The organism is Chryseobacterium sp. RU33C, assembly GCF_900156015.1.
In the GTDB taxonomy this organism is placed as follows: domain Bacteria; phylum Bacteroidota; class Bacteroidia; order Flavobacteriales; family Weeksellaceae; genus Chryseobacterium; species Chryseobacterium candidae.
Genome location: NZ_FTMT01000019.1, coordinates 1 through 14,489, shown reverse-complemented (window position 1 = coordinate 14,489; position 14,489 = coordinate 1). Strand labels below are relative to the sequence as shown.

The following is a 14,489-nucleotide window of genomic DNA, read 5'->3' as shown; positions in this document are numbered from 1 at the left end:
TATGAAAAATACGATTGCTGTTATAGCATTATCTTCTTTCCTGGCAGTTACGGCTTGTAAAAAAAATGAAACAGCGGCATCAGGAGAAAAAACAGAAAACAAAGCTACTGAAGAATTTGTGGTAGACTCCGTAAAAGTCAATGATTCTACAAAAATTACAGACTCTTTAAAAGTGAGCTTTACTTCAAAACTCCTTGTTTTCCCTACTTTAAAAGATAAAAAACTGTTAGACAGCATCTATTTCCACAATGTAAACATTAAAGATTTTTCCAAAGCCGGTCTTCAGGCTTATCTGGATAATGAAAAAAATAATTATTTCAATTCTGTAAAAAATGATAATAAAGATTGGGCATCAGACGTTACTTATGCTCAAAACTGGTATTCTAGTTCGCATATGAATCTTATTTCTAATTCTAACGATTATATGCATATTCAGTATTTGGGAAGCGGGTATGAAGGAGGAGCACATGATAACTACGGATTTTCCGAAAGGGTTTTTGACCTTAAAAACAATAAAAAATTAGAATTGAAAGATATTACTTCAATGCCTAAAAATAAAATTGAAGCCATTCTGATGAAAAATATTGATAAAATGAATAGTGGTACGATGGATGGTGACGGAGAAGTGAAGAACTCCGAAATGCTTTTAGTGGATAAAATTCCGGCATCTGATAACTTTTACTTTGATGATAAAAACCTGTATTTTCACTACAGCCCCTATGAAATTGCTGCTTTTGCCGCCGGAGATATTACTATTCCGGTTTCCTGGGAAGACCTGAAAGGCACATTAAATACAGAATTTAAAGAAAGAATGAAAATTAAGTAAATTAATGCTTCCAGTTCTGGAAGCATTTTTTAATTTTGTGGTAATGGACAAAGTTGCTTTTATTATCAATCCTTTTTCGGCCAAAAAAAACTATCAGCCGTTTTTAAACGAACTTAAAACAAAGGTTAATAACCCTTTGTATTATGTGTCAGAATCTATTCCCGGAACAGAGGAATTTATTAAGTCTCATTTTGAAGAGGTGGATATTTTTGTGGCAATAGGAGGCGATGGTACTATTTCTACGGTGGCTAAAAATCTTATTTATACAGATAAAATTCTGGCAATTTTTCCCGCAGGTTCTGGAAATGGATTTTCCAACGAAACACAATTCAGTAAAAATCTGGATGAACTTTTAGAAAAAATAAAAGCCAAAAACTCCAGAAAGATTGATACATTTACTGTGAACGAAAGGCTTTCCATTAATGTATCGGGGACGGGATTTGACGGTAAAGTGGTTAAAGAGTTTGAGAAAACAAGCCGTGGATTCAAAAACTATATCAAAGTTTCCCTGAAAACTTTTTTCAATTACAAACCCATCAAGGTGAAATTTTTTGATGAGGAATATCAGCAGTATAATGGAAGGTATCTGATGATGAATATCGCCAATACCCGCCAGTTTGGCAACAACGCCTATATTGCACCGAAGGCCAGTAAAAGTGATGGTTTGGTCGACATGGTTCTGGTAAAAAAGTTTCCGTTAACTTATTCTGCACTTTTTGCTTTCCGTATGTTTACCAAAAGACTGAAAGATGATGAATATGTTACCTATCTTCCAGTTTCTGAAATATCTTTTAAAGTCAATACCAAAAACTGGCATCTTGATGGTGAATTCAATAAGATCAAATCACCAATTCATGTTAAAGTACAGCCGGCGAGTTTGAATATTTTGATTTAAAGTTCAAGGTTTAAAGTTTTGGGTTGGTTAATGATTGAGGAACATTCTGATTTTCTAAATTGATTATTCACCTGCGAAGTGAAATTTACTATCGACGTTATTTATTCAATTCCTGTAACCTAAAACCTGTTATCTGCCACCTATCTAAACTTCGAGCTTTTTCTCCACTTCAGCAGGATGATCCAGACAGTATTGAAGCTGTTTTTTATCAAGCTGTTTTTCCCAGTTGGCCACTACTACAGTAGCTACGGAATTTCCAATTACGTTGGTCAAAGCTCTGCATTCGCTCATGAACTTATCAATTCCAAGAATTAAGGTCATTCCTGCAATCGGAATTTCAGGAACTACGGCCAGTGTTGCTGCAAGGGTAACAAATCCTGCACCAGTAACGCCAGCTGCCCCTTTTGAACTTAACATTGCCACCAAAAGAAGCATCAGTTGCTTTTCAATAGGAAGATGAATATTTAATGCCTGCGCAATAAAGAGAGAGGCCAGCGTCATATAGATATTCGTTCCGTCAAGATTGAAAGAATATCCGGTAGGGACTACCAAACCTACAATTGCCCTTGAACAGCCAGCTTTTTCAAGTTTTTCCATAATTCCGGGAAGAGCAGACTCTGATGAGCTTGTACCCAAAACCAGAAGAAGCTCTTCTTTAAGATAGAAAAGGAGTTTAAAAATATTAAATCCGTTATACCATGCAACTGCTCCCAATACCAGAACGACAAAAAGGATAGACGTAATATAAAATGTACCTACCAGGAATATAAGATTCAGAACAGAATGAAGTCCATATTTTCCGATGGTAAATGCCATTGCACCAAAAGCTCCGATTGGGGCCAGTTTCATCAGCATATGAACAATTTTAAATACCGGAGTTGACAGATCCTGTAGAAAATCAGTTACTTTCTGGCTTTTCTCTTTTGTTAAAACCAAAGCAACTCCCATTAAAATAGCCACTAAAAGAACCTGAAGAATATTTTCACCCACCAACGGACTGAATAATGTCTCCGGAATAATATTCATAATGAAGCCCGTAAGAGTAGATTCATGCGCTTTTGCCTGATACTGTGAAACATCACCCGAAAGAGTAGAAGGATCAATATGTAAACCATGACCCGGCTGTAGAATATTTCCTACTAATAATCCGATGATAAGAGCCAGAGTTGAAAAGGTGAAAAAGTAGATCATTGCTTTGATTGCAATTCTGCCCACTTTTTTCAAATCGGTCATGTGTGCTATTCCCAAAGTAAGCGTAATGAAAATGACCGGAGCGATAATCATTTTTACCAGTTTGATGAATCCGTCTCCCAAAGGTTTCATTTTTTCACCTAATTCAGGATAAAATTTTCCCAGAAGAATACCCGCAATAATGGCGATAATCACCTGGAAATAAAGCTGATTGTGTATTTTTTTTGCTTTCAAAGAACAGTCGTTTTGTTTTTTTAAGGGCGAAAATTAAGAAAATTTATCTAAAAACATGACAAAAGTCATTGAAAAGAATCTGTAGCGCGGGTTTTCTAAAATGCTTAAAAAAGCCTGGGCTTCATTCGGAGAATGAAGCCCAGGCTGTATTTTGTTATTTTTGTATAAGTATTATTCCACTGCTACAGAATCATCTCCACGGCCGTCTGCAACAGCATGGATATTTCCGTTTTCATCAAGGACAATCATTTCTGTTTTACCAATATATTTTGTCTTTTCAATGATGTAATTCTTGCTTTTCAGTTCAGAAATAGTACTTTCCGGAAAGTTGTTTTCAACTGTTATGGTTTCCGGAAGCCACTGGTGGTGGAATTTTGGTGCGTTGACAGACATATTCGCATTCAGTTTAAAATCTACCACATTCACAATGGATTGATACACTGAAGTCGGGATTGTAGTTCCTCCCGGCGTTCCCACTACCATATAAGGCTTTCCTTTCTTAAGAATAATGGTGGGAGTCATTGAAGAAAGCATTCTCTTGTTTGGTTGTATTGAATTGGCTTCACCGCCTACTGCTCCAAACATATTCGGTACACCTGGTTTGATAGAGAAATCATCCATTTCATTATTTAAAAAGAATCCGGCTCCCGAAACTAATACTTTACTCCCGTAATACCCGTTAAGAGTTGTCGTTACAGAAGCTGCATTTCCGTCTTTATCCAATACGGAAATATGGGTAGTCTGCATCGATTCTTTAGGCTGTTCTATGATTCTGCCTACTTCTGCACTGGGTGTCGCTTTATCAAAACTGAAGCTTTTCCATCTTCCTTTCAGGTAATCATCAGAGATCAGGTAAGAGGTTTTGTCCTGAATAAAATCCGGATCACCCATATATTCTGCTCTGTCTGCATAAGCTCTTCGTTCTGCTTCAGTCATAATCTGAACAGCTTTTGCAGAGTTTTGCTGGTACTTTTCAAGATTTTCAAAACCAGCCATTTTGAGCATTTGCGCAAGAAGAACTCCACCGCTTGATGGTAAAGGCATGGTAACAACATTATTTCCTTTATAATCAAATTCCAGTGCTTTTCTCTCAGCAACTTTATAATTTTTAAGGTCTTCCAGGGTGATGATTCCGTTACCTCTTTTCATTTCAGCAACTAAAAGTTCAGCTGTTTTTCCTTCATAAAAACCTTTAGCTTCCTGTTTCTGGATCAGTTTCAGGGTCTCGGCGAGGTCTTTTTGGATCAACAGATCCCCGGCTTTCCATGGAGTATCCTTTACAAAAATGATCGATGATTTATTATGTTTCTGGAATTTTTCCCTCTGGTTATTCAGCATTTCTGCTTCTTTATCCGTGATGGCAAATCCTTTTTCAGCAAGATCGATGGCGGGCTGGATAATTTTTTCCATAGGAAGTTTGCAGTATTTCAGCGTTGCAAAAAATCCTGCTACGCTTCCCGGGATTCCTACTGCCAGCCTTCCGTTTTGGGAAAGATCTGTATCTGCTTTTCCTTTTTTATCAATGTACATGTCCCTGGAAGCTTTTTTCGGAGCCGTTTCCCTGTAATCCAGTGTAAATTTTTCACCGTTATTTTTCACACCTACCAAAAATCCTCCTCCTCCGATATTTCCAGCTTGCGGATACACAACAGCAAGGGCGTATTGTGTTGCGGTAACAGCGTCATATGCATTTCCGCCCATTTTTAAGATTTTGGCTCCGGCTTCACTGGCTAATGGATGTGCGGAGACCACAACACCTTTGTTCTTTACCTGTACTTCTTTGATGATATTGATGTCAGTAAATTGAGCCCAGCTGAGCTGTGCCGCCAAAAGCATCGAAGCAATTAAAATCTTCTTCATATGATTGTTTTTTTCTTACAGCAAAATTATTGAATTTTAAGTTAATGTCAGCTTGTGATGATTGCATTTGATTATTTCTATTGTTCAGGAAAATTTTCACTGGCTATCAGTATCTTTTAGCAAAGGAATGTTTTTAAATACACCTTTTTTATTATGGTTGACATGTTTTTTTTACTTTTGTAGAATTCTAAAAAAATCTGAAAAATGGAATCCTATACGGAAAGAATACTGATTACAGGTGCCTTGGGACAAATTGGTACCGAATTGACGAACAGACTTGTTGAAATTCACGGAGCGGAAAATGTTGTTGCTTCAGGATTGGACAGATGGCAGGAAGGAATTACTTCTGCCGGACACTATGAAAGAATGGATGTTACCAACACCCAATTGGTAAGACAGGTGATCAAAGATTATGATATCACAACAGTGTACCATCTGGCATCGCTTTTATCCGGAACTTCTGAAAAGCAGCCGATTTTTGCGTGGAAATTGAATCTTGAACCACTGCTTCATTTTTGTGAAATGGCAAAAGAAGGGCTTCTTAAAAAGATCTTCTGGCCAAGTTCAATTGCTGTATTTGGGAAAGGAATTCCAAAGCATGATGTAGGACAGGATGTAGTGTTGAATCCAACAACTGTTTACGGGATCTCTAAAATGGCAGGGGAGAAGTGGTGTGAATACTATTTCGACAAATATGGTGTAGATGTAAGAAGTATCAGATATCCTGGATTGATCTCCTGGAAAACTCCGGCAGGAGGTGGAACTACCGACTATGCCGTTGAGATTTTCTATAAAGCGATTGAAGACGGAAAGTATACCAGTTTCATTTCAGAGAATACAGGAATGCCGATGTTGTATATGGATGATGCCATCAACGCAACCTTGAAATTAATGGATGCTCCCAAAGAAAGTGTAACAGTTCGTTCTTCCTATAATCTGGGTGGAATGTCATTTACTCCAAAAGAACTGGCAGAAGAAATCACAAAAGAAATTCCGGATTTTACGATTGATTATAAGCCGGATTTCAGACAGGCAATTGCAGATTCATGGCCCGCTTCCATTGATGATTCAGTCGCTAAAAAAGACTGGGGTCTGACTTATGATTTCGGAATTTCTGAAATGACCAAAGATATGATCAAGAATCTGAAAGTGAAATTAGGTAAGAGTTAATAATGTAAAGTAATGATTTAATTAATGATTATTTTAACATCTGATTTTTAATATTTTATAGAAATTATATAAATTTTAATTTAAATGGTATTATTGACTTTTAACATCACGTGTGTCGAAGCTGAAGTGAAAAAAGGCTCCCGGATTACTGCAGATGAGAGACTGAAAATTACAGAAGATAATACCAAAGCGATTCTTAGAATTTTAGATATTCATGATATCAAATCAAGTTTTTTTGTAGAGGTTTCTCTTATCGAAAAACTTCAGAATTTAATAAAAGCAATTTCATCCAAAGGGCATGAAATTGCTTTTTACAATAAAGGGTCAAATCCGGAAGAAATAGAAAATGCCAAAAAGAATATTCAGGATCTTTTGGAAAAACAGATCAGGGGAATTCGTCAGAAAGATGTAAAGGTTTCACAGGAAATTTTGAAGCTGATGGAATTTAATTATGTTTCCAATATCGACAATGCCAATATTCTTTTCCCCTTCAAAAGACTAAAAAGAGATACCGAAATTACAGAAGAGGACGGGTTGAGTATTGTTCCGGAAAGTATCTCTCCATACAGTCAGCTGCCTTATAATGATTTTGTATTTCAGATTCTGCCGATGAAGTATTATCAGAATATGGTGCTGGAAACTTTGCAGAATGAAGAATTTGTACTGATCTATCTGAACACATGGCAGTTTACAGATTTCAGGAAATACCGTTTTGATATTCCTTTTTACCGAAGCCTATTTTCGGGCAAAAAAATGGAGGACAAATTAGATGCCCTCCTCACTTTTCTCAATAATAGGGAAATGGCTACTTCCCGCATGAAAGATTATATTTTTTAGGTGACAGATAACAGGTTTCAGGTTAAAGTGATCAGGTAGATAATGCAAGGGTTAATGTTTTGCGTAACACAAGAAATCCGCAACCCGCCCGCAACTCGCAACAAAACAACTTGCAGCCTGAATCCCTAACTCAACTCAAAAAGGGTAATCTCCGGCAATACACCCACTCTTCCCGGATAACCCAATACCCCGAATCCTCTGTTGACATACAGAAGCTTTCCTTCACTTTCGTATAAATCTGCCCATTTTGGATATTTGTATTGTACCGGTGACCATTTTACATTTTTAAGATCCAGACCAAACTGCATTCCATGGGTGTGTCCCGAAAGAGTCAGGTGGATATTGGCAGGATGTTTTTTTACCACATAATCAAAGTGGGTAGGGTCGTGGCTCATTAAAATCTTAGTGGCAGATTCGGGTATTCCTTTTAATGCTTCATCAATTTTTCCAAACTGAGGAAAGGGTTTCAATCCCCAGTTCTCAACGCCCAGAATGTATAACTTTTCTCCGTTTCTTTCGATGATTCTGTGTTCGTTTCTCAGCATATCAAAACCTGCTTGTTTTTCATAACCAATTAAAGTGTCAAGATTTTCTTTTTTGGCAGCTGGTGATTCCCAGGTTACGTAATCTCCGTAATCATGGTTTCCCAATACTGCAAATTTGCCGTCTTTAGCCTGTATTTTTGAAAACAAAGGAATAAAAGGTTTAAACTCGTCCGCAACGTTATTTACCATGTCTCCGGTAAAGAGTACAAGGTCGGGATTTTGTTGGTTGATCAGCTCAATGGCATGCTCCAATTTGCCGGGATCAGAGAAACTTCCGCTGTGAACATCAGAGATCTGAATGATTTTGTAGCCTTTGAAGTTTTTCGGAAGGTTGGCAAAATTAACTCTTACTCTTCTCACTTTATGTCTGTACTTCCCAAATGTAATTCCATCGATAAAAAGAGCTGACAGAACACCGCTCATTCCCAATCCAACCAGGCTCAGGAACTTTCGTCTTTCCGGGAAGAAATTTTCCGATGGTTTGGTAAAGCCTATCAGGTAGCCTCCGGTTCTGATAATATCATCAATTAATAAAAACAGAACCACAAAAATTTTCGGAAGAATGAAAATCAAAAATAACGAAATCATGATCTGGGCCCTTACCATACTTCTGTCTGATCTTTGGTAATGAGTAACTTCATACGCGAAAACTCCATACACGATTAAAGATATAATCCAATATCCGGTTCTGATCCATGAATTGTCGGTAAGTGTTCTGATAGCCTGATAAATATACACTTCCAGAAAGAGGAAGATTCCGGCGATGATTAAAAAATTCTTTTGCATGTTCTGATAAAAAAAGCACAAAGAATAAACTTCCCTGTGCTTTATATTTTAATGTTTTAAATATTACTTTTTAGGAAATCTATAAACAATAGCATTGATGTTCATTCCGGCACCTACCGAAGTCATCACAATGTTACCATTATCTTTAAACGATTGACCCTCCATTTTTCCTTTAATTATTAAATCATACATGGTAGGAATTGTTGCTACAGAGGTGTTCCCAAGATCCTGGATCGTCATAGGAGAGATGGCATGATCATATTCTTTCACATCATAAAGTCTGTGAAGTCTCTCAATCATTGCATAATCCATTTTAGCATTCGCCTGGTGAATTAAGATTTTATCTATATCTTCAATAGAAAGATCTGCATCTGTAATGGTATCTTTAATCGCAACAGGTACATTTTTAAGCGCGTACTCATAGATTTTTCTTCCTAACATTCTTACATAAAGACGTCTCTGATCTACTTCTTTATTGATGGAAGGCTGGTTTTCAAGATAGCTTAATTCCGGTCCGTTGTCACAAATAGTGTTGTGAGCAATAATCCCTACATTCTCTTCATCCGTTGCTTTTACTACTACAGCTCCTGCGCCGTCTGCAAAGATCATTCTGTTTCTGTCATGTGGATCTGTTACTCTGCTTAAAGTTTCTCCTCCGATAACAAGAATTGTTTTGGCTGATTTGGCTTTGATAAGGTTATCCGCCAAAATCATTGCTTCTACCCATCCCGGACATCCGAAAAGCATATCGTACGTTACGCATTTTCTGTTTTTGATTCCCAGTTTATTCTTCACTCTGGCTGCCATTGTAGGCATAAAATCAGCATATCCGTGTTCTGTAACTTCCCCGAAATTGCTTGCATAGATGATATAATCCAGTTCTTCGCCGTCTACTTTTGCATCCTCAAGGGCGATTTTTGCAGCTTCATAACCGATTTGTGAGTTGGAAAGATTATCCTCAATGAATCTCCTGTTTTCGATTTCTGTAATCTCTACAAATTTCGCAATGGTTTCTTCCACAGGTTTTTCAATCTTTACCCCGTCTTCAGTATAGAACTCGGAATTCATGAAGTAATCTCTACCAATAACTCTGTTCGGAATATAAGATCCAGAGCCAATAATGATTGTATTCGGCATTCGTTTATATGATTTTTTTAAAGATGCAAAGTTAATAATTAATATTAATAACGGAGAATTAAAAATATTATTAAATTTGCAAAAATTGTACTTTACAATCTATGAAAAACAACTCATCCTTAAAAGGCTTACTTATTGCAGCTGTGGCATTTATCGTTGCCTTTGGGATCTACTTCCTTTTTTTAGCCAAGAAGAATTATTATGTGGTAGATAATCCTACCCCGAATACGTATTACTTTAAGATCAATAACGGATCTGAAGGAATTATTTCCGCGGGGCAGTATGTGCATGTGGATCTGAATAAAGGGAAAAACTCTATTCAGGTTTTTGATCAGAACAAGAAAATGCTTTACGATTCGGCATTTGAAGTGAATAAACTTCGTGGTCTGATTAATATTACGCATCAGGATTACTATATAAACGATCAGTATTACGGATATAACCTTAAAAAGGATTCGTTACTGGCTCATCTTGATAAAACTGTTATTGACGGAAAGTATTATTACGGAGGAGCAAGACGCTTCAATAAGCTTTACACAGAAGATTTTTATTACAATGTAGATGAAGATTATGACAAAGTGATCAAAAATATCCAGAAAGTGGAATCACGATCTAAAATCTTCAGAAAGCAGGATTACCTAAATTATTACAAAGAATATTACAAGTTTTAAGTTTTGACAAAAGATATCACCAAAGTTACTCCCTACAATTCAGAGGCTACAAAAAAGAGCCAGGTAGAGGATATGTTCGACAATATTGCACCGAAGTATGACCTTCTGAACCATGTTTTATCCATGAAAATTGACGTTTTGTGGAGGAATAAACTGGTAAGATGGATGAAAAATGATAATCCGCAGGAAGTGCTGGATGTGGCTACAGGAACAGGAGATCTGGCAATTACCATTGAAAAAGGAACCGGTTCTAAAGTAGTTGGATTAGATTTATCACAACAAATGCTGAATGTTGGCGTTATTAAAATAAAAAAACTTAAATTAGACGGCAAAATTTCCATGCAAAAAGGAGATGCAGAAAATTTACCTTTCGAGGACAATAGATTTGATGCTGTTTCCGTTGCATTTGGAGTAAGGAATTTTGAAAACCTTACCAAAGGTTTGGCAGAGTTAAGAAGAGTAGTTAAAGATAACAAGAGTGTTTATATACTGGAGTTTTCAAAGGTTGAGGGTTTCATGGGACCATTTTATATGTTTTATTTCAAAAATATATTACCTGCCATCGGCAGATTGGTTTCTAAGGATAATAGGGCGTATACATACCTTCCGGATTCTGTAAATGCTTTTCCTTTCGGGGAGAAGATGAAGCAAATTCTTTTAGATACGGGATTTAAGAAAGTTGAATATAAAAAATTAAGTTTAGGTATAGCCACAATTTATAAAGCAACAAAGTAACCTATGAATAAATTTCTATTAAAAGCACTGGTTTTAACCTCAGTAAATGTTGCCGTTTTTGCTAACGCGCAATTCAGAACCCGAAACAGAATGGACAAGTTGGAAGATTTCGACGAACAGAAATTCAGTTGGGGTTTTTATTTGAACGGGAACAGACTGGATTACCGCATTGTTTTGCATCCGAAATATGGGATGAATGATAATGAAAACCTTGTTACCTCTAAGGAAAGTTATAGTTTCGGTGCCGGGCTTATTGCAAAATGGAGACTGAATGACTATCTTGATGTAAGAGTAGAGCCGGGGTTACAGTTTGCACAAAGACAGTTGACTTTTAATACTCAATCCAATGACATTTATGCGGGTGGATCTTTAACCAACCCTCCTTTTATGCCATTCCCTTTACAGGAAAAGGATAAAGTAAGAGAAATTAAATCTACTTTGATTGATATTCCGGTACTTCTGGAACTTCACGGTCAAAGATGGTACAATTCAAGACCTTACGTTGCTGCAGGGGTAAACTATGTGGTAAACCTTCAGTCTAATTCAAGTTCTACAGATGACAATATGCAGGGAATCTACAGATCTACAACACATAATTTTGCATGGTCTGCAGAAATGGGAATTCAGTTTTATTTCAACAAATTTAAACTGACTCCTGCTGTAAGAGGAACATTCTTCATGAACAATGAGAAAGTGGCAGATAATGCTACTACACCTCCTTACTGGTCATCTGCGATCTCTACACTGCAGACAAGAGCCGTAATGTTCGTTCTGAAATTTGAATAAAAATAATGTATAGAAAAATACACTGGAGGTGCGCTGGCGCCTCCTTTTTTATTGTTATGTCAAAATATAGAGTGTTTTATTTTTGTTAGTGCTATTATTTTTTTATTTTTGCTTTTAGTTAGAATATACAAACCTGAAATGCTTCAAGATTTAGAAAACAATTTTTCAGAATTAGAGAGAAAAATTTCGACTCTGCAAAAGAACTATAAAAATCTTACGGAAAATTTAAAAGAATTAAATATTGAGCATGAAGAGTTGAAGAAGAAGTATGATGAGGAAAGAAGAAAGAATCAGGTATTAGCAGAAGAACAAAAAAATATAAAACTTTATTCAGCAATATCAGGAAATCCTGAACACAATAGGTTAATGAAAAACCATATCAACCGATTAGTGAAAGAAATTGATTTCTGTATTGCTCAGCTTCAAAACAGTGGATTATAATGGAGGTAAGGAGAATAACCGTCAACATTGCAGGAAGAGTGTATCCGCTGAACGTACCGGCAGCAGAGGAAGAAACTTTGCGTAAAGTAGGGAAGCAGATCGAGAATATGATTAAAGATTTTGAACAAAATTTCGATGTAAGAGATAAACAGGATGCTTTGGCAATGTGCGCCCTTAAACTGGGAACCAATGCAGAAGTAGTTTCTCTGAATTACGAAAAAAATATTAATTCAACCAACGAAAGATTAACGCAGATTAATCAGTCGTTGAATGAAATCGGGAAATAGATTTTTTTTCCTGAAAAGTTACTGCCTACAATAATTCTAACACATTAAAGGTAAACTCAACGCTAAACAATTACCGAACAAATGTCCATCGAATGGCGTGCCGGATTTCCGGATTACAGACAGTGGAAATCAGTTCAAATCGTGTTGATTAGGAGTTTACTCTCAATCTCTGGATTATTGTGGGCTTTTTTATTTAACAAAGGATATGAATACAATTAAAACTCAATATAAATTATGATAGAAGTTATAGTCGGTGTTGTTTGTTTGGTAATTGGAGCTGTAGTGGGAATATTTTTTTCCAAAAGTTCTCTGAATACTAAAGCAAAATTCATCATAGATGATGCCAAGAAAAATGCCGAAAACCTTATAGAAAAAGCTAATGTACAGGCTGAATCCATAAAGAAAGAAAAGAACCTTCAGGCTAAAGAAAAGTTCCTGGAACTGAAATCACAGCATGACGCTGATATTCAAGCCCGCGAAAAGAAAATGCAGGAAGTTGAAAAGAGAACGAAAGACAAGGAACACAAGCTGAATGACGAACTTAGCAAGACGGGCAAACTTGAAAAAGATTTAGATAAGCAGATTGCAGATTACGCTAAGAAAAACGAAATTCTTGAAAGAAAACAGCAGGAATTGGATATCGCAACTGCGAAGAAAGTAGAAATACTTGAAAAAATCTCTAATTACACTGCCGAAGAAGCTAAAGCTGAATTAGTGGAAACCATGAGAGCAGAAGCGAAAACAAGAGCGCAGGCACATGTTCAGAGTATCATGGAAGAAGCTCAGCTGAATGCCAAGAATGAAGCAAGAAAAATTGTTATTCAAACGATTCAGAGAATTGGAACCGAGCAGGCTATCGAAAATTCAGTGTCAGTTTTCAACATTGAGTCTGATGAGGTAAAAGGTAGAATTATCGGTAGAGAAGGTAGAAATATTCGTGCTTTAGAAGCAGTAACAGGAGTAGAAATTATTGTTGATGATACTCCGGAAGCTATTCTTCTTTCATGTTTTGACCCTGTAAGAAGAGAAATTGCAAGACTATCCCTTCACAGATTGGTTACCGATGGTAGAATTCACCCGGCAAGAATTGAAGAAGTAGTAGAAAAAACAAGAAAACAGATCGAGGAGGAAATCATTGAAGTGGGTAAAAGAACGATCATTGATTTAGGAATCCACGGATTGCACCCTGAACTGATCAAAATCGTTGGTAGAATGAAATACCGTTCTTCTTACGGACAAAATTTACTGCAGCACTCAAGAGAAGTAGCCAACATCGCTGCAACAATGGCTGCTGAGCTAGGATTAAACGTAAAACTGGCAAAAAGAGCAGGTCTTTTACATGATATCGGTAAAGTTCCGGAGCAGGAATCAGAATTACCACACGCTCTTTTAGGAATGCAGTGGGCTGAGAAATACGGTGAAAACCCAGAAGTAGTAAATGCGATTGGAGCTCACCACGACGAAATTGAAATGAAGTCATTATTATCTCCGATTATCCAGGTAGCCGATGCGATCTCAGGAGCAAGACCGGGAGCAAGAAGACAGGTATTGGAATCTTATATTCAGAGATTAAAAGACCTTGAATCTGCTGCGTTAAGCTTTGATGGTGTATCCAGTGCTTACGCAATCCAGGCAGGTAGAGAACTGAGAGTAATGGTTGAGAGCGGAAAAGTAAATGATGAAGTAGCTTCTCAGCTTTCTTACGACATCTCCGAGAAAATCCAGAATGAACTGACGTATCCGGGACAGGTAAAAGTAACAGTAATCAGAGAAACGAGAGCTGTGAATATTGCCAGATAATAATCAGAAAAAGATATTTGACTAGTCCTGAAAAAGGTTGACTAGTTTAATATTTCAAATATACTTAAATCAGAGTAGGAATTTTCCTATTCTGATTTTGTTTTTTGTATGTTTTTAATTTCACGTTATTTTTCATATGCACTTGGCTAGGGATGTTATAATTTAGGGAAAAATGAGGTCTTAAATTATTATAGACACTATCCCACAAAGTGTGTAAGTTAAAAAGTCAGGGCTTGGATTTTATAATCTGAGCCTTTCTTCAAAAATAAGCATAAATTGGTTGAGAAC

At 36.7% G+C, this 14,489-nt stretch carries 14 protein-coding genes; 10 read left to right on the top strand and 4 right to left on the bottom strand.

Annotated features, from left to right (window positions below; translation table 11 throughout):
- Position 1 precedes the first annotated feature (1 nt).
- Positions 2-826 carry an RsiV family protein gene (locus BW946_RS15610; RefSeq protein WP_076597047.1) on the top strand — a complete coding sequence of 275 codons (825 nt, stop codon included), beginning with the start codon at positions 2-4 and terminating at the stop codon, positions 824-826.
- A 43-nt stretch (positions 827-869) separates the two neighbouring features.
- The gene (locus BW946_RS15605) at positions 870-1,721 is read left to right on the top strand and encodes a diacylglycerol/lipid kinase family protein (RefSeq protein ID WP_076597127.1); all 852 of its coding nucleotides are present in this window, start codon (positions 870-872) and stop codon (positions 1,719-1,721) included.
- A gap of 144 nt (positions 1,722-1,865) precedes the next feature.
- Here BW946_RS15605 and BW946_RS15600 read toward each other — a convergent pair whose 3' ends face one another.
- Positions 1,866-3,146 (bottom strand): dicarboxylate/amino acid:cation symporter, encoded by a 1,281-nt coding sequence (locus BW946_RS15600; protein WP_076597046.1) that lies wholly within the window; start codon positions 3,144-3,146, stop codon positions 1,866-1,868.
- A 171-nt stretch (positions 3,147-3,317) separates the two neighbouring features.
- Positions 3,318-5,006 (bottom strand): gamma-glutamyltransferase, encoded by a 1,689-nt coding sequence (gene ggt / locus BW946_RS15595; RefSeq protein ID WP_076597045.1) that lies wholly within the window; start codon positions 5,004-5,006, stop codon positions 3,318-3,320.
- Positions 5,007-5,210: 204 nt separating this feature from the next.
- On the opposite strand from ggt, the gene BW946_RS15590 reads away from it, so the two are divergent.
- Positions 5,211-6,176, top strand: a complete 966-nt coding sequence (locus BW946_RS15590; RefSeq protein WP_076597044.1) for an NAD-dependent epimerase/dehydratase family protein — start codon at positions 5,211-5,213, stop codon at positions 6,174-6,176.
- Between the two features lie 84 nt (positions 6,177-6,260).
- Complete coding sequence (locus BW946_RS15585; protein WP_076597043.1) at positions 6,261-7,013, top strand: polysaccharide deacetylase family protein; 753 nt, start codon at positions 6,261-6,263, stop codon at positions 7,011-7,013.
- Positions 7,014-7,138: 125 nt separating this feature from the next.
- Here the strand turns inward: BW946_RS15585 and BW946_RS15580 are convergent, their stop codons facing one another.
- Complete coding sequence (locus BW946_RS15580; protein ID WP_076597042.1) at positions 7,139-8,344, bottom strand: metallophosphoesterase; 1,206 nt, start codon at positions 8,342-8,344, stop codon at positions 7,139-7,141.
- Positions 8,345-8,407: 63 nt separating this feature from the next.
- Positions 8,408-9,481: a 3-oxoacyl-ACP synthase III family protein gene (locus tag BW946_RS15575; RefSeq protein WP_076597041.1), complete on the bottom strand. Its 1,074-nt coding sequence runs from the start codon at positions 9,479-9,481 to the stop codon at positions 8,408-8,410.
- Between the two features lie 101 nt (positions 9,482-9,582).
- On the opposite strand from BW946_RS15575, the gene BW946_RS15570 reads away from it, so the two are divergent.
- The 6 genes from BW946_RS15570 (at position 9,583) to rny (ending at position 14,201) form a co-directional block, all read left to right on the top strand.
- Positions 9,583-10,152, top strand: coding sequence for a hypothetical protein (locus BW946_RS15570; RefSeq protein ID WP_076597040.1), 570 nt, complete (start codon positions 9,583-9,585; stop codon positions 10,150-10,152).
- Between the two features lie 3 nt (positions 10,153-10,155).
- On the top strand, positions 10,156-10,887 hold the full coding sequence (gene ubiE, locus BW946_RS15565; protein ID WP_047096897.1) for a bifunctional demethylmenaquinone methyltransferase/2-methoxy-6-polyprenyl-1,4-benzoquinol methylase UbiE: 732 nt from the start codon (positions 10,156-10,158) through the stop codon (positions 10,885-10,887).
- A 3-nt stretch (positions 10,888-10,890) separates the two neighbouring features.
- Positions 10,891-11,673, top strand: coding sequence for a type IX secretion/gliding motility protein PorT/SprT (locus BW946_RS15560; RefSeq protein ID WP_034695972.1), 783 nt, complete (start codon positions 10,891-10,893; stop codon positions 11,671-11,673).
- Positions 11,674-11,811: 138 nt separating this feature from the next.
- A complete protein-coding gene (locus tag BW946_RS15555) occupies positions 11,812-12,114 on the top strand; it encodes a hypothetical protein (protein WP_047376863.1) in 303 nt (100 codons plus the stop codon).
- On the top strand, positions 12,114-12,401 hold the full coding sequence (locus BW946_RS15550; protein WP_034695967.1) for a cell division protein ZapA: 288 nt from the start codon (positions 12,114-12,116) through the stop codon (positions 12,399-12,401). The genes BW946_RS15555 and BW946_RS15550 overlap by 1 nt, the downstream gene beginning before the upstream one ends.
- Before the next feature lie 234 nt (positions 12,402-12,635).
- Positions 12,636-14,201, top strand: coding sequence for a ribonuclease Y (rny, locus tag BW946_RS15545; RefSeq protein WP_076597039.1), 1,566 nt, complete (start codon positions 12,636-12,638; stop codon positions 14,199-14,201).
- Positions 14,202-14,489: the final 288 nt, after the last annotated feature.

What these genes read in the sequence shown, in the direction of transcription:
- BW946_RS15590 (WP_076597044.1), top strand. Translation starts at nt 5,211, where the DNA reads ATGGAATCCTATACGGAAAGAATACTGATTACAGGTGCCTTGGGACAA.
- BW946_RS15610 (WP_076597047.1), top strand. Translation starts at nt 2, where the DNA reads ATGAAAAATACGATTGCTGTTATAGCATTATCTTCTTTCCTGGCAGTT.
- BW946_RS15550 (WP_034695967.1), top strand. Translation starts at nt 12,114, where the DNA reads ATGGAGGTAAGGAGAATAACCGTCAACATTGCAGGAAGAGTGTATCCG.
- BW946_RS15585 (WP_076597043.1), top strand. Translation starts at nt 6,261, where the DNA reads ATGGTATTATTGACTTTTAACATCACGTGTGTCGAAGCTGAAGTGAAA.
- BW946_RS15555 (WP_047376863.1), top strand. Translation starts at nt 11,812, where the DNA reads ATGCTTCAAGATTTAGAAAACAATTTTTCAGAATTAGAGAGAAAAATT.
- BW946_RS15560 (WP_034695972.1), top strand. Translation starts at nt 10,891, where the DNA reads ATGAATAAATTTCTATTAAAAGCACTGGTTTTAACCTCAGTAAATGTT.
- ggt (WP_076597045.1), bottom strand. Translation starts at nt 5,006, where the DNA reads ATGAAGAAGATTTTAATTGCTTCGATGCTTTTGGCGGCACAGCTCAGC.
- BW946_RS15580 (WP_076597042.1), bottom strand. Translation starts at nt 8,344, where the DNA reads ATGCAAAAGAATTTTTTAATCATCGCCGGAATCTTCCTCTTTCTGGAA.
- BW946_RS15570 (WP_076597040.1), top strand. Translation starts at nt 9,583, where the DNA reads ATGAAAAACAACTCATCCTTAAAAGGCTTACTTATTGCAGCTGTGGCA.
- BW946_RS15575 (WP_076597041.1), bottom strand. Translation starts at nt 9,481, where the DNA reads ATGCCGAATACAATCATTATTGGCTCTGGATCTTATATTCCGAACAGA.
- rny (WP_076597039.1), top strand. Translation starts at nt 12,636, where the DNA reads ATGATAGAAGTTATAGTCGGTGTTGTTTGTTTGGTAATTGGAGCTGTA.
- BW946_RS15605 (WP_076597127.1), top strand. Translation starts at nt 870, where the DNA reads ATGGACAAAGTTGCTTTTATTATCAATCCTTTTTCGGCCAAAAAAAAC.